The sequence below is a fragment of the Sphingopyxis terrae subsp. terrae NBRC 15098 genome, assembly GCF_001610975.1.
Lineage (GTDB): Bacteria > Pseudomonadota > Alphaproteobacteria > Sphingomonadales > Sphingomonadaceae > Sphingopyxis > Sphingopyxis terrae_A.
Genome location: NZ_CP013342.1, coordinates 3246233 through 3263531, shown reverse-complemented (window position 1 = coordinate 3263531; position 17299 = coordinate 3246233). Strand labels below are relative to the sequence as shown.

Here is a 17299-nt window from a genome sequence, read left to right as displayed (position 1 = left end):
AGGCGCGCGCATGTCCGAACCATTTTATATCACCACCGCCATCAGCTATCCCAACGGCCGTCCGCATATCGGTCACGCCTACGAGGCCATCGCGACCGACGTGATGGCGCGCTTCCAGCGGATGCGCGGCCGCGACGTGCGCCTGATCACCGGTACCGACGAACATGGGCTGAAAATGTATCAGACCGCGCGCGACCAAGACCGTGCGACGATCGATCTTGCCGACGAAATGTCGGGATATTTCCGTGAGATGTATGGAAAACTGAATATCAGCTATGACAATTTCATGCGCACGTCGGACCCGGCGCACCATCGCGCATCGCAGGCGATCTGGCGGGCGATGGAAGCCAATGGCGACCTCTACCTCGACCGCTATGAAGGCTGGTATTCGGTTCGCGACGAAGCTTTCTATGATGAAAGTGAACTGACCGACGGGGAGGGGGGCGTTCGCCTGTCGCCGCAGGGGACGCCGGTCGAATGGACCGTCGAGGAAAGCTGGTTCTTCCGCCTGTCGGCCTATCAGGACCGTTTGCTCGCGCTCTATAAAGACAATCCCGACTTCATCCGCCCCGAAAGCCGCCGCAACGAGGTGCTGCGCTTCGTCGAGGGCGGATTAAAGGATCTGTCGGTATCGCGCACGAGTTTCGATTGGGGCGTCCCGGTGCCGGGCAGCCCCGGGCATGTGATGTATGTCTGGGTCGACGCGCTCACGACCTATTTGTCGGGCATTGGCTATCCTGACATGGACGGCGATTTTGTACGATTCTGGCCGGCGAACATTCATATGATCGGCAAGGATATCGTTCGTTTTCATACTGTTTACTGGCCGGCCTTCCTGATGAGTGCCGGTCTGCCGCTTCCGCGCCAGGTGTTCGGTCACGGCTTTCTGCTCAACCGCGGCGAGAAGATGTCGAAATCGCTCGGCAACGTTGTCGATCCGATGACGCTCGCCGAACAGTTCGGCGTCGATGCGCTGCGCTATTATCTGCTCCGCGAAGTCAGCTTTGGGCAGGACGGCAGCTATTCGGCCGAAGCGATCGTGCGCACCGCGAATGCCGACCTCGCCAACAGCTTCGGCAATCTTGCGCAGCGCAGCTTGTCGATGATTTTCAAGAATTTGGACGGCGAGATTTCGAACGATTACTCTCCGAGTGAGGAGGATTTGGCTCTTAGGAGCGCCGTTCGCGACGCCGCAGTAAATTTGCTTCCTCGTGAGTTTGAAGAGCTGTCATTTTCTGTCGGCATTGAGGAATGGCTCCGCGCAGTTTTTGCCTGCAACCAGTATGTTGATACGCAGGCCCCGTGGGCGCTGCGCAAGACCAATCCAGAACGGATGCGTGCTGTGCTGATGACTCTCTTTCGGGCTATTCGCACACTCGCGATTGCGATCCGTCCGGTGGTGCCGTCCGCGGCTGACGCGCTGCTCAACCAGATGGGAATCGCCGACGATGCGCGCGACTTCGCCGCGCTTGCCGACACCGAATGGTTTGCGAAGCTTGCTGCCAGCGGTTTTGCGGTCGGCCAGCCGATTCCTATCTTTCCACGCCTTGAACTGCCCGAAGGGGAAGGGGAGGCCTGATGCTCGTCGATTCGCACTGCCACCTCAATTACAAGGGGCTTGCCGAGCAGCAGGGTGAAGTGCTGGAGCGCGCGCGGGCGCGCGGCGTCACCGCGATGCTCAACATCGCAACGCGCGAGAGCGAGTGGGACGACGTCCTGGCTGCTGCCGAAGCCAATACCGATGTATGGGCTAGCGTCGGCATCCATCCGCACGATGCCGATCATCATCCCGATGTCGACACCGCCAAGCTGGTCGAGCGCGCCGCGCATCCGCGCGTGATCGGGATCGGCGAGACGGGGCTCGACTATTATTACGACAAGAGCGATCGCGTGCGGCAACAGGAAAGTTTTCGCCGCCATATCCACGCGTCGCAGCAGACCGGCCTGCCGATCATAGTCCACACCCGCGATGCCGAAGCCGACACGCTGGCGCTGCTCGGCGAAGAGATGGAAAGGGCGTCTTACACCGGTGTGATTCATTGCTTCACCGCGAGCGACGACTTCGCCAAAGCGGCGCTCGACCTTGGGCTGTTCATCTCGATCTCGGGGATCGTGACGTTCAAAAATGCCGCCGATCTTCAGGCTACGGCAAAATGGCTGCCGCAGGACAGGCTGCTGATCGAAACCGATTCCCCCTTCCTTGCCCCCGTCCCGCATCGCGGCAAGACCGGCGAGCCGGCCTTTGTGGCCGATACGCTGGCTTTTCTGGCCGACCTGCGCGGCGATGATCGCGAAGCGCTGGCAGCGGCGACAAGCGCGAATTTCTACGCGCTTTTCAACAAGGCGGCGCCATGACGTCACACGCGCCATGAAGGTTCGCATTCTAGGGTGCGGTACCTCTTCCGGGGTACCGCGGATCGGTAACGACTGGGGGCAATGCGACCCCGACAATCCGCGGAACCTGCGCAGCCGGGCCTCGATCATGATTTCGCTCGGCGGATACCGACTGATCGTCGATACCAGCCCCGACATGCGCCTGCAGCTGCTCGACGCCGGGATCGGCGAGGTCGATGGGGTGATATGGACCCACGAGCATGCCGATCATACGCACGGCCTCGACGATTTGCGTCAGATCATGCATCTGCGCGGTTCGGCCGTACCGGCCTACGCCCGCGCACATGTTCTGGATATTCTGAAATGGCGCTTCACCTACGCCTTTGCCGGCAACGCAGGCTATCCGGCCTCGGTCGATCCGATCGAACTGGCCGATCATCAGTGGATCGGACCGATCGAAGTTTCGGCACTCGAAATGCCGCACGGCCCGATAAAGGCCAGCGGCCTGATCTTCAGCGACGGTGCGCACAAGATCGGATATGCGACGGATTTTTCACGATTTACGGAGGAAATGGTCGATTTCTTCCAGGGGGTCGACTTGTTCGTGATCGACGCGCTCCGCCGCTATCCGCACCCCACGCATCCGCATCTCGCGATGACGCTCGAAGGGCTCGCCAAGGTGGGCCAGCCGCGGGCCATTATCACGCATATGGACAATACGATGGATTATGACGATCTGGCCGGCGAGCTGCCTGACGGCGTCGAGCCTGGGTACGACGGGCTGGAGGTGGAATTGTGAACGGCGATACCACGGTGCCGATGATCTGGTTCGTCGGGGCCTTTGCGCTGGTCTTGAGCTCGCTCGCGGCCAGACGGCTCAATCTGGCCGACGGGCTGAAGATGGCGCTCACGTGGGTGGCGATCTTTGCGCTCGTATTTCTCGTCGTTCGGACGTGGCAGCTTTTTGCCTGACGATTCAACGAGAGGGGGGCAAACGGGTCTCCCTGTTATATTGAATTTAACATAATATATATTATCGGATAATCACATGTCTAATGCGCCTTCGCTGTCCCCCATCGATCGACTGCTCGCAATCATGCGTCAGTTGCGCAATCCCGATGGTGGATGTGAGTGGGATTTGGCGCAGGACTTCACAACGATCTCACCTTACACGATCGAGGAAGCCTATGAGGTTGCCGACGCCATAGCCTCCGGATCGCCCGATGCGATTTGCGACGAGCTTGGAGATTTGCTGCTCCAGGTCGTTTTTCATGCCCAGATCGCCACCGACAAAGGCCTGTTCGGGTTCGACGACGTCGCCAATGCGATCAGCGACAAGATGGAACGGCGCCACCCGCATATCTTCGGCGATGCAACGACGCATGACGTTCGCCAGCAATGGGAACAGATCAAGGCGGCCGAGCGCAGCGCCGACGGCGCCAAAAGCGTGCTCGACGGCGTGGCGTTGTCACTGCCGGCGCTGCTGCGCGCGCAAAAGCTGCAAGGCCGCGCTGCGCGGGCGGGATTCGACTGGCCCGATGCCGGCGGACCGCGCGCCAAGATCGCCGAAGAACTGGAAGAAGTCGAAACGGCCCCCGACGACGCAGCGCGTGCGGAGGAAGTCGGCGACCTGCTCTTCGCGGTCGTGAACTATGCGCGGCACCTCGGCGTCGATGCCGAAAGCGCACTCCGTGACGCCAACGCCAAGTTCGCGCGCCGCTTCATGGCCGTCGAAGCACGCGCCGGCGCCGACATGGCGGATATGCCGCTCGATGCGCTCGAAGCGCATTGGCAGGCGGTCAAGGCTTCGGAAAAACCTTAGCCGGCCAGAGGCGATGGAAGCGGGCCTGGTCGGCGGGATCGAGCCGAACGGTGAGCACATGCCCCTCACCCTCTGCTTTGTTGTCGAGCACTTCGCCGCGGGCGTGGAGCCAGGCAAGCGCCTCCCCTTCGTCAAAGCCGAGAAAAATCTGCTGTATTTCGTGGCCTTCGGTTAACCGCGCCGCCATCAGCGTCCGCGCCGCCTCGACGCCCTCACCCGTGAAGGCCGAAATGACCGCGACGTCGCTGCGCCGTGCGGCGATCTCGACGATCTCGGCGCGCCGATCGGGAGCCGCGGTGTCGATCTTGTTCCAGATTTCGATCTGCGGAATCGGGTCGACGGCGTCCTCCCCTTCCCCGTCCTGCGGCCCATTGACCCCGAGCGAGTCGAGGATCGCCTTGACGTCGTCATATTGCGCGTCGCTGTCGGGATGGACGATGTCGCGGACATGGACGATCAGATCGGCCGTCGTCACTTCCTCTAGCGTTGCGCGGAAGGCGGCGACGAGTTCGGTCGGAAGGTCGGAGACGAAGCCGACCGTGTCGGAGAGAATTGCCTTGTCGATCCCCGGCAGACGGATTTCGCGCATCGTCGGATCAAGCGTCGCGAACAGCATATCTTCCGCCATGACGTCACTTCCCGTCAGGCGGTTGAAAAGCGTCGATTTTCCGGCGTTGGTATAGCCGACGAGCGCGACGACGGGCCAAGGTGCCCGCTGCCGCTTGGCGCGTTGGAGTTGGCGCGTGCGCCGCGCATCGTCGAGCTGGCGGCGGATGCGCGCCATACGATTGCGGATCATCCGGCGGTCGGCCTCGATCTGCGTCTCGCCTGGGCCGCCGAGGAAGCCGAAGCCGCCGCGCTGGCGCTCGAGGTGGGTCCAGCTTCGCACCAGCCGTCCCGCCTGATAGTCGAGATGTGCTAGTTCGACCTGCAACCGCCCCTCGGCGGTCGCGGCGCGCTCACCAAATATCTCGAGGATCAGGCCGGTGCGATCGATCACCTTCGTTCCGAAGGCGGTTTCCAGATTGCGCTGCTGGATCGCGGTCAGCGCGGCATCGACGATGACAAGTTGCACGTCGTGCGCCGCAATCGCGGGCTTGATAGCCTCGATCTGACCGACGCCGATCAGCGTCGCCGCGCGCGTCTGGCGGAGGCGCAGCGGATGCGCTGCCACCACCTTCAGACCGATCGCGACCGCGAGCCCCTTTGCTTCCGCGACACGCGCGTCGAGATCGCGCGACAGGCGCTGGCCGTGCCATTCGGGCACGACAAGCAGCGCGGGCGCACCGCGCGTTACCTCTTCGGCGCTATCGGACATCGGGTCGATCAGGCGTCGCCGTCGGCTTCGCCATTGTCGGTCAGATTGATCGGGCCGTTGGGCTGAACCGTCGAAATGGCGTGCTTGTAGACAAGCTGCACCTGGCGTTCGCGTTCGAGCAGCATGCAGAACAGATCGAAGGCGACGATATCGCCCTGCAGCATGACGCCGTTGACAAGGAACATCGTCACCGACTCTTCGGAACGGCGCACCGCATTCAGGAAAACGTCCTGAAGCGCCTTGCCCTTGGCGGTGGGAACTTCGCGCACATCGGCGCCGAGCGAGGCCAGGTCGAAATCATGCGACGGCATGATCGTCGAGATCGCGTGCTTGTACACGAGCTGCGACTGGCCGTCGCGGCGGAGCAAGAGCGAGAAATTGTCGAACCAGGTGATTATTCCCTGCAGCTTCACGCCCTTGACGAGAAACATCGTTACCGGGGTCTTGCTGCGACGCAGAGCGTTGAGAAAAAGATCCTGAAGATTCTGGTTTTTATCGGACACATTTGCCTCCTGTTTTTGGCGGCCGAGCCGCGGGTTCGATGCGCCGACGATGAGCCCCTTGTCGTCTTCGCAGCCGCAATATGCGGCAAAGAGCGGATCAGGTCTAGGGTAAAGCCACTACCCTTCGCCGTCCTGATTCTCGGTCAATCCCAACAGCTTCAGCTTTCTATGGAGAGCCGAACGCTCCATCCCGATAAAGGCTGCGGTGCGCGAGATATTTCCCGAGAAGCGATTGATCTGGATGCGCAGATATTCGCGTTCGAAATTCTCGCGCGCCTCCTTGAGCGGAATCGCGGTGATCGATTCGCTGTTGGGCAGAATATCGGTGCCGCCGCGGACCAGTTCGGAGGGCAGCATATCGGCATCGATCCGGCCGAGCCGATCGCTCGGCGCGAGGATCATCACCCGCTCGATCACGTTGCGCAATTCGCGCACGTTGCCGGGCCATTCATGCGCCTGGAGCGCCGCCATCGCCTCCGAACTGATCTCGGGCGGTGGCACGCGCCGTTCGGCGGCATAACGGCCGACGAAATGGTCGCAGAGGCTCGCAATATCGTCGCGCCGCTCGCGCAGCGGCGGAATATGCACGGGCACGACGTTGAGGCGGTAATAGAGATCTTCGCGAAAGCGCCCTTCGGCGATTTCGCTCATCAAGTCGCGCGCGGTGCCCGAAATGATGCGCACATCGACGCGGATCATCGTTCGCCCACCGACACGCGTGAAGCTCTGGTCGGTCAGGACGCGCAAGATCTTGCCCTGCGTCGTCAGCGGCATGTCGGCGACTTCGTCGAGGAAGAGCGTCCCGCCATGCGCCTGTTCGAGCAGACCGACGCGGATCGCCCCGTCGTCGCTTTCCGACCCGAACAATTCGATCTCGACCGTTTCGGGGTCCATCCGGGCCGACGAGATGACGCGGAACGGCGCATTCTGTCGCCCGCTCCAGCCATGGAGGACGCGCGCCGCAACCTCCTTGCCGACGCCGGGAGCGCCGGTGACGAGCACCCGGCTGCCGGTTCCCGCCACGCGTTTCAGCGTCGCGCGGACATTGTTGATTGCGGTGCTGCTGCCCGTGAGTTCGTCGGCGGGACCGGCCTTTTCGCGAAGCTGTTCATATTCGAACTTCAGCCGTTCGCTTTCGGTCGCGCGCGCGACGAGGTGCAACAGACGCTCGGCCTCGAACGGCTTTTCGATGAAGTCGTAGGCGCCGCGGCGGATCGCCGCGACGGCGGTGTCGAGACCGCCATGGCCCGAAATGACGATGATCGGCAGCGTCGGGTCGAATTCCTTGATCGCCTCGACCAGCCCCAATCCGTCGAGCCGCGACCCCTGCAGCCACACGTCGACCAGCGCGAGCGACGGGCGCCGCTGGCGGATCGCTTCGAGCGCGGCATCGCTGTCGGAAGCGGTGCGCGCTTCATAGCCTTCGTCTTCCATGACGCCGGCGACCAGTTCGCAAATGTCGCGTTCGTCGTCGACGATCAAAATATCAAGCGCCATGTTCTTCTCTGTCCTGCCGGTTTCTGATGCGCCCCGGCACCGATTCAATCTGCCCTGTTGGAACTCCCCCGCCCTTGCCCGCCAATGGCCGCAGGCGATCGGCGTGCAGCGTCAGCGTGACCTGCGTCCCCCGCCCTTCCGGATTATCCGAAAATTCAAGCTCGCCATAATGTTGCTCGACGATCTTCTTGACGATCGCAAGGCCGAGCCCCGTCCCGCCCTGCCGCGTGGTCATATAGGGTTCAGCGATCGCGTCGCGCGCCTCGGGCAGCCCGATGCCATCATCGGTGACGCGGATGACCACCGCATCCTGCGGGCCGATGTCGAGTTCGGCGCGGATATGGCCCGAAACCGGGCCATCCGATTTTTTCGTATTTTCCTCGATGGCCTCAACCGCATTTTTGACGATGTTCGTAAGCGCTTGCGATAGCAGGCGGCGGTCGCAGACGAGCGGCTCGATCTCGTTCGGCGTCTTGACGCTGAATATGATGTCGGGCTTCGCGACCTCGAACAGGAACACCGCCTGACGCAGGATGTCGCGGATATCCTCGACCCCGAAGGTGGGCTTCGGCATTCGCGCAAAGCTGGAAAATTCGTCGACCATGCGGCGCATATCGTGGACCTGCCGCACGATGGTGTCGGTCAGCTTGCGGAAGGTTGCGGCATCGCCCTCGACCTTTTCACCGAAGCGGCGCTGCAAGCGTTCGGCGGCGAGCTGGATCGGGGTCAGTGGATTCTTGATTTCATGCGCAATGCGGCGCGCGACGTCGGACCAGGCGGCGCGGCGCTGATCGAGCAGCTGCTGGGTGATGTCCTCGAAGCTCAGCACGAAGCCGTCGCCTTGCGCGACCGCCTTGGCCGCGAGCGTCGCGGGTTCGGCATCGCGGCGGGCCAGCTGAACGATCCCTTCCTGCTCCCCGCCGCTCAGGAGCGCGGCCAGTTCGGGCGCGACATCGCCGAGGGGTCGCCCGGTCAAGGTCTCGGCGCTTTGCCCGATCAGGCTTTCGGCGGCGGCATTGGCGAGAAGAATGTGATGCTGCGCATCGACCGAGACGACCGCCGAGGAGACGCCGCTCAGCACTGCCTCGATAAAGCTGCGCCGCGTTTCGAGCTGCTCATTGACGTTGACGAGCGCGCTCGTCTGCCCCTCAAGCTGCTCGGTCATGCGGTTGAAGGCGCGCGTCAGCACGGCAATCTCGTCGTCGCGGGCCGGCGGCGTGACGCGCACCGACAGATCGCCCCTCGCCGCGGTGCGCGTCGCGACGATCAATGTGCCGAGCGGCCGCGTGATGCGGTCGGCGACAACGATCGCAGCGACAACTGCAAGCGCGAGCAACAGAAGCGAGCCGAGATAGAGCGCGCCGTTGAACTGGAGCTGGAGCTGCTGCGATCGCTGGAACAGATCGTTATAGTCGGCGAGCACGGTGCTGGCGCGCATCGACTGTTGGAACCCCGGCACATTGGCGTCGCGCGACGCATAGACATAAGCCCGCGGCTGGCGCGGAAGTTTTGTCACGGCTTCGATGCGGTCGGGCTGAACATTCACGACGACCTGTTCGCCGGCGTCGAGGCGTTTGACCGTCGCAGGCGTCAGGCGGCTTTCGACTGCGCGTTTGTCGGGGTCGATCATCGCGGCCGTGCGCGGAATGCCGTCGGTTCCGATCTCGATGATCGCGGATTCGTTCAGGCTGCGCACCACAACCTGCTGGAAATAATAGTCGGAAAATTCGGGACTATCGATCGCAACGCGGCCGAGTTGGTCGCTCAAATCCTTAGCCATTGCGAAGGTGTTGGCGCTGACTTCGCGCTGATTTTCCTGATAATATCCCTGCGCCAGACTGGCGGCATTTTCGAACATGCCGCGCGAGCGGTCCGAGAACCAGAAATCGACCCCGAACTGGAACAGCAGCGAGGCGAAGATCACCACGAGCAGCGTCGGCGTTGCAGCGATCAAGGAAAACAGCGCCACGAGACGCACATGCAGCCGCCCGTTGCCGCCGTCCATCGTGCGTTCGGCGCGCGCACGGGCCACGCGGCTGCCGATCAGCACGATCAGCGCCATCGCGGGAACGAGATTGGCGACCATGATCGCCGCGACGAGTGCCGGGGTCAGCAAACGCTCGCTCTGCGCGTCGCCGGTGACGAAGATATAGGTGCCGATCGCAACACTCGCGATCAGGGCGAGCGTATAATATTCGGGCGCGCCGAACCGCCACCAGCCGCTCCGCGCGTCCGTATCACCGGGTTCGCCGTCAAGAGCCGAGGGGAAAGGCTGCGTCATTGTGGCCGCGATACGACAATCCTGTTGCATAGAAAACACACAATATGCGCCGGCGCGCCGATAAGTGTGCTTTTCCGGTCAACGGGAGCGCGTGCGATGCGGCGCCTAGGGATGCGCGGGATCGATGTCGAGTTGCCCCAATCGCTTGCGCAGCGTGTTGCGGTTGATCCCGAGCCGTCGGGCTGCCTCGAGCTGGTTGCCGCGCACTTCGCGCAGCACGCGGCGGAACAACGCGGCTTCGACGATGGCTTCGAGGTCGCTGTGGATGGCGCCGTCGCCGTCGGTACCCGCCAGCCGTTCGCGCACCCAATCGTCGACCGCGTGCGCGATCAGGTCCGCCGGCGCGGTGAAGGCGGGCGCCATGCCGCCGCTTTCGCGCAGCACCGTCTCGACATCGCGGGCGGTGACGACGGTGTCGCGCGCCAGAATGGCGAGACGCTGGACGACATTGCCGAGTTCGCGAACATTGCCTGGCCAGTCGTGGCGTTCGAGTAACTGCATCGCCTCGGGCGCGAATTCGCGGTCGGGCAGCCCCGACTGGCGCCCGGTATCGACGAAATGGCGGACGAGCGCGGCGATGTCGCTGCGCCGGTCGCGCAGCGGCGGCAGGCTGACCGGAATGACGTTGAGGCGATAGAAAAGATCTTCGCGGAAGCGCCCCTCGGCGACGAGGCTGCGCATCTCGCGGTGGGTCGCGGCGACGACGCGGACATCGGCTTTCAGCGCCTGACTGCCGCCGACGGTCGAATATTCGTTGGTTTGCAGGACGCGCAGCAGCCGCGTCTGTGCCTCGAGCGGCATGTCGCCGATTTCGTCGAGGAACAGGGTTCCGCCCGACGCCTGTTCGAACCGCCCGGCGCTTCGGCTGTGTGCGCCGGTGAAGGCGCCCTTTTCGTGGCCGAACAATTCGGCCTCGATCAGTTCGCGCGGGATCGCGGCCATGTTGATCGCGACGAAGGGGCCATTGCGGCGCAGGCCCGTCGCATGGATCGCGCGCGCGACGACCTCCTTGCCCGTCCCCGATTCGCCGAGGATCAGGACAGCAAGGTCGTTCGAGGCGAGCCGCGCGATGGTGCGATATACCGCCTGCATCGCCGGGGCGCGGCCGATCAGCCCGTGGCTGTCGGTTTCGGCCGCGTCGACCTTGCCGAGCGGTTGCCGGCCCCGTGCCAGGGCGGCGCGGACGCTGGCGGTCAACTCCTCGAGATCGAAGGGCTTGGGCAGATAGTCGTAGCTGCCGATCCCCTGCGCGCGGACCGCGGTGTCGAGCGTGTTCTGCGCCGAGAGAACGATCACCGGTGTTTCGGGCGCCACGCCCGCGCCGGGCAGCGAATCGATGCCGTCGCCGTCGGGCAGGACGACGTCGGTGATGATGAGGTCGGGGCGATGATCGGCGAGCCAGGCATTACGCTCGGCGATGCTGCCGACCGCGGCGAACAGGGCGCATTCGTCATCCAGCGTCTCGCGGATGATGAGCGAGATCGCGGGATCGTCCTCGACCAGCAGGATCGTCTTGTCGGTGGTCATGGCCGCGGCTCCTTGCGCGCCGATGACTGTGCGGCGGGCAGATTGACGCGAAAGCGCGTCCACTCGCCATCGCGGACATGCTGGACGGTGCCGCCCATGTCGCGCGCGAGCTTCGCGACGAGCGCGAGACCGAGTCCCCTGCCCTCGCGCTTCGTCGTCACGAACGGGTCGAACAGGTCGTCGCGGATGTCGGCGGGCACGCCGGGGCCATTATCGCTGACGCTGACCTCGATCGGCAGCGCAATGCGGCCGCGACCGTCGCCATTGTCGATCGACAGGCCGTGGCGATAGGCCGTGGCGATGCGGATGACGCCATCGTCACGCCCGCCGAGCGCCTCGCCGGCATTGGTGACGAGGTTCAGCAATATTTGGACCATGGCGTCATGGTTGCCCTGCACCATCGGCAGCGAAGGGTCGAAATCCTCTGAAAAGCGGACCCCGGGCAATTGCCGCGCGCGCACCGCCTCCAGCGCTTGATGGATCGGCTGATAGAGGTTGATCGGCGTGCAGGCGATCGGCTGCCCGCGCGAAAAATGCTCCATCTGGTCGATCAGCGTCGTGATCCGGTCGACCTCGGCGCAGATCAGCGTCGTGAAGCGTTCGCCGCTTGCATCGGTCTTGCGCGCGAGAAGCTGCGCGGCGCCCTTGATCCCGGCGAGCGGATTCTTGATTTCGTGTGCCAGCATCGAAGCGGCGGCCCCCGCCGCACGGCCCGACCGTCCGATCGCGCCGCCCATCAGTTCGGCTTCGCTTTGCGACGGAACGAGCGCGAGGATGCGGTGCCCGTTGCTGCCATAGGGCACCATCTGCATATCGACGAAGATCGACTTGCCGCCGCCGATGCGGATTTCGGCGCGATGGGCGAACAATGCCGAGGTGTCGGGATCGTTCATGCGCTGACGATAGCCGCGGTCCATGCCGATGACGTCATAGACGACGCGCCCGACCATCGCCGACCGGCTGATATTGCAAAGCTGTTCGGCGGCCGCGTTGACAAACAGGACGACGGCCCCGCGGTCGATCAGCAGCGTCGCGACCGGATGCGACTGGATGATTTCGTCATGGTCGAACGTCGGGATGCTCGACGTCAACGCGCTCACGCAGCCGCCTTGCTCAGATAGGGCGCGTAAAATTCCTCGAGCGCATCGAGTACGCCCTTGCTGTCGGGGATCTGGTTGACGCGGTTGCGGAATTCCGCCGAACCGTGGAGCCCCTTTACATACCAGCCGAGATGCTTGCGCGCCATATTGACGCCGGTCATTTCGCCGTAATGGTCGATCATCGCCCGATAATGCGATGTAATGACGTCATATTGTTCATCGATGCCAGGGTCGGGGCGCTCGCCCTCGCCGCGCAGCGCCGCCATCACCTGCCCCAGCAACCACGGCCGGCCATAGGCGCCGCGGCCGATCATCACGCCATCGGCGCCGCTCTGATCGAGCGCGGAGCGCGCATCGTCGACCGAACAGATGTCGCCATTGACGATCACCGGGATCGATACTGCATCCTTGACCCGGCGCACGAAGGCCCAGTCGGCGCTGCCGCGATACATCTGGTTGCGTGTGCGGCCGTGGACGGTAACCAGTTTCGCGCCGAGATCCTCTGCGATATGCGCGAGTTCGGGGGCGTTGAGGCTGTCATGGTCCCAGCCCATGCGCATCTTGACCGTCACCGGCACGCTGACCGCCTTGACGCAGGCTTCGATCAGCGCCGCAGCCAGCTTGAGATCGCGCATCAGCGCCGATCCGGCATCGCCGTTGGTGACCTTGCGCACCGGACAGCCCATGTTGATGTCGATGATCGCCGCGCCGCGCTCTTCATTGAGCTTCGCGGCCTCGCCCATTTCATAAGGCGTGCAGCCGACAAGCTGCATCGAAACGGGTTCCTCGACCGGATCCCAGGCAGCTTTCTGGATCGATTGCCGCGTCTCACGGATCGCGGCCTGGCTCGCGATCATCTCCGTGACGTTGAGCCCTGATCCGTAATAGCGGACGATCTTGCGGAACGGCAGATCAGTGACGCCTGTCATCGGCGCGAGGATCACGGGATCCGCGATGGTGATATTGCCGATCTGGATGGGCCGGAGCGGCGCCATAACGGGGAGCTTTCGTTGGAATTGCCTAAATTTTGTGCAGCCACTACACGCTAAGGCGCTTTTCCGCAAGCCGCGGCTGCGCTAACCGGCGCGCGTCATGACCGACTCCGCGCCCCTGCCGTCCGGCTCCGTCGCTGTCGTGCTGCTCGCCGGCGGCGTCGGCGCGCGCGCGGGCTTTGGGCGTCCCAAGCAGCTTGTCCCGATCGGCGGCAAATCCGTGCTGCGCTGGAGCCTCGATGCGTTCGCCGCGCACCCGGCCATCGGTGCGGGCGTGCTCGTCGGCGATGATGACGTCGTGGCGGCGGCAGGCCCCCTGCCCGCCAGCTGGACGACCGCTGCGCCGGGCATCGAACGCCAGCAGTCGGTCGCGAATGCGCTGGGCGCACTGGCCGACTGGAGCGACGATGCGATCCTCCTCGTCCATGATGCGGCGCGCCCCGGCGTTTCGGCGGCGGTAATCGACCGGCTGCTCGCCGCCGTTGCGGAGGGGGCTGTCGCGGCGACGCCGACGCTGCCCGTTCCCGATACGCTGATAACCGGGGTTGACGGGGTGGCGGGTGACGTCACCGACCGCAGCCGACTCGCGCGCGTCCAGACGCCGCAGGCCTTCCGGCTCGGTGCGCTGCGCCGTGCTCACGCGGGTGCCGGCGACGAGGCGGCGACCGACGATGCGCAACTCGTCCGCCGGCTTGGTCATGCTGTGGCAACGGTTCCGGGCGACGCGCGGCTGCACAAATTGACCTATGCCGACGATCTCATCATTCTGTCCGCCCTGCTCGGAGGAGGCAAAGCCGCGATGCGTACAGCCGTCGGCATGGGTTATGACGTTCACCGCCTTGTTCCCGACAAGCCGCTGTGGATCGGCGGGATTGAAATCGCGCATAGTCATGGGCTTGAAGGGCATAGCGATGCCGATGTCGCGCTCCACGCGCTGACCGACGCGATCCTCGGCGCGCTGGCCGATGGCGATATCGGGGACCATTTCCCGCCGAGCGATCCGCAATGGCGCGGGGCGGCGTCATGGCACTTCCTGACCTTTGCCGCCGAACGGGTCGCGGCCCGGGGCGGACGGATCGCCCATGTCGATCTGACGATCATCGCCGAAGCGCCGAAAATCGGCCCGCATCGCGCCGCGATCCGCGCGCGCCTGTCCGAAATTCTTGCGATTTCGATTGAAACCATTAGTGTGAAGGCAACAACCACCGAGCGGCTGGGCTTTACGGGCCGCCGCGAAGGGATCGCCGCACAGGCCATCGCGACTTTAGAACTTCCGGAGAATTGAACCTTGCCGTCCGCCGTCGAAACGCGCCAGACCGCGCGCGAAGAAGCCGCCACGTCCGTTCTTGCCGCCAATCGCGCGGCGGGGCGCCGCGTTGCCATCGCCGAAAGCTGCACCGGCGGCATGGTGTCGGTGGCGCTCACTGACATTCCCGGTAGTTCCGATGTCTTCAGCGCCGGATTCATTACCTATTCGGCCGACGCCAAGAAGCGCCAGCTCGACGTCAGCAGCGAAATTCTGGAAACCTTCGGTGAGGTGTCGCTGGCGACCGCCTGGGCCATGGCCGCGGGCGTGCTGGCGAACAGCGATGCCGACGTTGCGGTATCGATCACCGGCATCGCGGGTCCCGGCGGCGGATCGGATAAGAAACCGGTGGGCATCGTCGTGTTTGCGCGCGCGCTGCGCGGCCAGGATCCCGATGATTATTTCACCCAGCGGGTGCAGTTCGATTCGACCGATCGCGCGACGATCCGCCATCACGCGACGATGTTCGCGCTCGACCTGCTTCAGCCCGACAAGGACGCGCTGCGTCCGTCGGAGGATGTCACGCTTCCCGCACCGTAAAGCGCATCGGCGCGCATTTCGAACGCCGCGATCATCTTGCGGAGCGCCTTGTCGAACATCTGCCCGGCCAGCGCCTCGAAGACGCGGCTGCGGAACGAGAAATCGACCATGAAGTCGACCTTGCACCCGCCGCCGTCGAGCGGCGTGAAATGCCATTCATTGTTGAGGTGGCGCATCGGGCCGTCGATATAATCGACGACCACCTTGTCGGGCGCGCGCTTGTGGACGCGGCACGAAAAGCTTTCGCGCAATCCCTTGAAGCCGACGATCATGTCGGCCACCGCCTCGCGATCGCTGTCGGCGCGGACACGCAGCGCGACCACCCACGGCAGAAATTCGGGATAGCGCGCGACATCGGTCACGAGCGCGAACATCTGTTCGGCGCTATAGGGCAGCTCGCGCGTTTCGTGATGCCTCGGCAATGCGGCGTCAGTCCACCTTGGCGCGCGCGAGCTGGGCTTCGCGCGCGGCGCGCATCTTCGCGAAATCGTCGCCCGCATGATAGCTCGACCGCGTCAGCGGCGAAGAAGCGACCTGCAGGAAGCCCTTGGCGCGGGCGATCTGGGCATAGGCATCGAACGCCTGCGGCGTCACGAAGTCGATCACCTTCGTATGCTTGGGGGTCGGCTGGAGATATTGCCCCATCGTCATGAAGTCGATGTCGGCGCTGCGCATGTCGTCCATCACCTGATGCACTTCCATCCGCTCTTCGCCGAGCCCGAGCATGATGCCCGATTTGGTGAAGATCGACGGATCGCGGCGCTTGACGCTTTCGAGCAAGCGGAGCGACGCATAATAGCGCGCGCCGGGACGGATCGTCGGATAGAGCCGCGGAACCGTCTCCAGATTGTGATTGTAGACGTCCGGCCGCGCATCGACGATCGCGGCGACGGCATCGTCGGGCTTGTTGCGGAAATCGGGGGTCAGAATCTCGATCGTCGTCTGCGGCGTTTCGCGGCGCAGCGCCTCGATCACCTTGACGAACTGGCTGGCGCCGCCATCGGGCAAGTCGTCGCGGTCGACCGAGGTGATCACGATATGGGTCAGCCCCATCTTCGCCGCCGCGGCCGCCGTATGTTCGGGTTCGAGCAGATCGACGGGGCGCGGCATGCCGGTCTTGACGTTGCAGAAGGCGCAGGCGCGCGTGCAGGTATCGCCGAGGATCATCACCGTCGCGTGCTTTTTGGTCCAGCATTCGCCGATGTTCGGGCAGGCCGCTTCCTCGCACACCGTATGCAGATTGAGATCGCGCATCAGCTTGCGTGTTTCGGCATAGCCGGGGCTGGTCGGCGCCTTGACGCGAATCCAGTCGGGTTTGCGGGCGCGATCGGACGGTTTTTGCAGCGGAGCGTTCATGGCGCCCACATAGGCGCACACGCACATCTTCTCAACCGTCCATCCTGTGCTAAAGCGCGCGTCATGACTCGCTTTGCAGAACTGATCGACGGCTATCGCCGTTTCCGCGCCACCGGCTGGCAGCAACAGCGCGACCGGTGGGATGAATTGGCCGAGGGCCAGTCGCCGAAGGTGATGGTGATCGCCTGTTCGGACAGCCGCGTCGAACCGTCGCAGATATTCGACACCAATCCGGGCGAGATATTCGTCGTGCGCAATGTCGCCGCGCTCGTCCCGCCCTTTGAAACGACGCCGGGCCGTCACGGCGTATCGGCCGCGCTCGAATTTGCGGTGCAGTTTCTGAAGGTCGAGGAAATTGTCGTGATGGGCCACGGGATGTGCGGCGGCTGCCACGCGGCGCTGCACCGGACGATGGAGGGTGCCGAACCGGGCCGCGGCGGTTTCATCGCCGACTGGATCGCGCTGCTCGACGATGCGAGCGCCGACGTGCGTGCGGCGCATCCCGACTATGACAATCGCGTAGCGGGCCGTGCGATGGAGATGGCGGGGGTGAAGGTCAGCCTCGACAATCTGCGCACCTTCCCGTGCATCGAGGAGAAGGAAAAGCGCGGCACGTTGCGGCTGCGCGGCGCCTTTTTTGCGATCAGCGACGGCGTTCTCCACATTCTCGATGAAAAAACTGGAGAATTTTCGCCCGCCTGACCCCGCCAGGGGTTGCGCTCC

Annotated in this window: 17 protein-coding genes; 8 read left to right on the top strand and 9 right to left on the bottom strand. The window is 63.9% G+C overall.

Features of this window, described 5'->3' with window-relative positions; genetic code table 11:
- The first annotated feature begins 10 nt into the window (after positions 1-10).
- From metG to mazG, 5 genes are all read left to right on the top strand, one after another.
- Positions 11-1579 carry a methionine--tRNA ligase gene (gene metG / locus AOA14_RS15525; RefSeq protein ID WP_062902444.1) on the top strand — a complete coding sequence of 523 codons (1569 nt, stop codon included), beginning with the start codon at positions 11-13 and terminating at the stop codon, positions 1577-1579.
- Positions 1579-2355 (top strand): TatD family hydrolase, encoded by a 777-nt coding sequence (locus AOA14_RS15520; protein WP_062902443.1) that lies wholly within the window; start codon positions 1579-1581, stop codon positions 2353-2355. The genes metG and AOA14_RS15520 overlap by 1 nt, the downstream gene beginning before the upstream one ends.
- A 13-nt stretch (positions 2356-2368) precedes the next feature.
- Positions 2369-3133: an MBL fold metallo-hydrolase gene (locus AOA14_RS15515; protein WP_062902442.1), complete on the top strand. Its 765-nt coding sequence runs from the start codon at positions 2369-2371 to the stop codon at positions 3131-3133.
- Entirely contained in the window at positions 3130-3306 is a 177-nt protein-coding gene (locus AOA14_RS19880; RefSeq protein ID WP_186403311.1) for a hypothetical protein, read from the top strand. The genes AOA14_RS15515 and AOA14_RS19880 overlap by 4 nt, the downstream gene beginning before the upstream one ends.
- A 76-nt stretch (positions 3307-3382) precedes the next feature.
- Entirely contained in the window at positions 3383-4156 is a 774-nt protein-coding gene (gene mazG / locus AOA14_RS15510; protein WP_062902441.1) for a nucleoside triphosphate pyrophosphohydrolase, read from the top strand.
- Here the strand turns inward: mazG and hflX are convergent.
- From hflX to dusB, 7 genes are all read right to left on the bottom strand, one after another.
- Positions 4134-5474, bottom strand: a complete 1341-nt coding sequence (hflX, locus tag AOA14_RS15505; RefSeq protein ID WP_062902440.1) for a GTPase HflX — start codon at positions 5472-5474, stop codon at positions 4134-4136. The two genes, mazG and hflX, sit on opposite strands and share 23 nt — an antisense overlap.
- Positions 5475-5482: 8 nt before the next feature.
- A complete protein-coding gene (gene hfq / locus AOA14_RS15500) occupies positions 5483-5977 on the bottom strand; it encodes an RNA chaperone Hfq (RefSeq protein WP_003051691.1) in 495 nt (164 codons plus the stop codon).
- A gap of 117 nt (positions 5978-6094) precedes the next feature.
- Complete coding sequence (ntrX, locus tag AOA14_RS15495) at positions 6095-7474, bottom strand: nitrogen assimilation response regulator NtrX (protein ID WP_003051693.1); 1380 nt, start codon at positions 7472-7474, stop codon at positions 6095-6097.
- Complete coding sequence (locus tag AOA14_RS15490; RefSeq protein ID WP_082819953.1) at positions 7464-9755, bottom strand: sensor histidine kinase; 2292 nt, start codon at positions 9753-9755, stop codon at positions 7464-7466. The genes ntrX and AOA14_RS15490 overlap by 11 nt, the downstream gene beginning before the upstream one ends.
- 105 nt (positions 9756-9860) lie before the next feature.
- On the bottom strand, positions 9861-11282 hold the full coding sequence (locus tag AOA14_RS15485; RefSeq protein WP_062902439.1) for a sigma 54-interacting transcriptional regulator: 1422 nt from the start codon (positions 11280-11282) through the stop codon (positions 9861-9863).
- Positions 11279-12382, bottom strand: a complete 1104-nt coding sequence (locus AOA14_RS15480; RefSeq protein ID WP_062902438.1) for a two-component system sensor histidine kinase NtrB — start codon at positions 12380-12382, stop codon at positions 11279-11281. The genes AOA14_RS15485 and AOA14_RS15480 overlap by 4 nt, the downstream gene beginning before the upstream one ends.
- Positions 12379-13377 carry a tRNA dihydrouridine synthase DusB gene (dusB, locus tag AOA14_RS15475; RefSeq protein ID WP_062902437.1) on the bottom strand — a complete coding sequence of 333 codons (999 nt, stop codon included), beginning with the start codon at positions 13375-13377 and terminating at the stop codon, positions 12379-12381. The genes AOA14_RS15480 and dusB overlap by 4 nt, the downstream gene beginning before the upstream one ends.
- A gap of 97 nt (positions 13378-13474) precedes the next feature.
- Between dusB and ispF the strand changes: the two genes are divergently transcribed.
- Positions 13475-14659 (top strand): 2-C-methyl-D-erythritol 2,4-cyclodiphosphate synthase, encoded by a 1185-nt coding sequence (ispF, locus tag AOA14_RS15470; RefSeq protein ID WP_062902436.1) that lies wholly within the window; start codon positions 13475-13477, stop codon positions 14657-14659.
- A 3-nt stretch (positions 14660-14662) separates the two neighbouring features.
- Entirely contained in the window at positions 14663-15220 is a 558-nt protein-coding gene (locus AOA14_RS15465; protein ID WP_040590758.1) for a CinA family protein, read from the top strand.
- Here AOA14_RS15465 and AOA14_RS15460 read toward each other — a convergent pair.
- Together AOA14_RS15460 and lipA are read right to left on the bottom strand one after the other, a co-directional pair.
- Entirely contained in the window at positions 15163-15642 is a 480-nt protein-coding gene (locus AOA14_RS15460; protein ID WP_062902435.1) for a type II toxin-antitoxin system RatA family toxin, read from the bottom strand. The genes AOA14_RS15465 and AOA14_RS15460 overlap by 58 nt on opposite strands.
- Positions 15643-15649: 7 nt before the next feature.
- Positions 15650-16603 carry a lipoyl synthase gene (lipA, locus tag AOA14_RS15455; RefSeq protein WP_062902434.1) on the bottom strand — a complete coding sequence of 318 codons (954 nt, stop codon included), beginning with the start codon at positions 16601-16603 and terminating at the stop codon, positions 15650-15652.
- 36 nt (positions 16604-16639) lie between these two features.
- Between lipA and AOA14_RS15450 the strand changes: the two genes are divergently transcribed.
- Positions 16640-17278, top strand: a complete 639-nt coding sequence (locus AOA14_RS15450; RefSeq protein ID WP_003051719.1) for a carbonic anhydrase — start codon at positions 16640-16642, stop codon at positions 17276-17278.
- Positions 17279-17299: the final 21 nt, after the last annotated feature.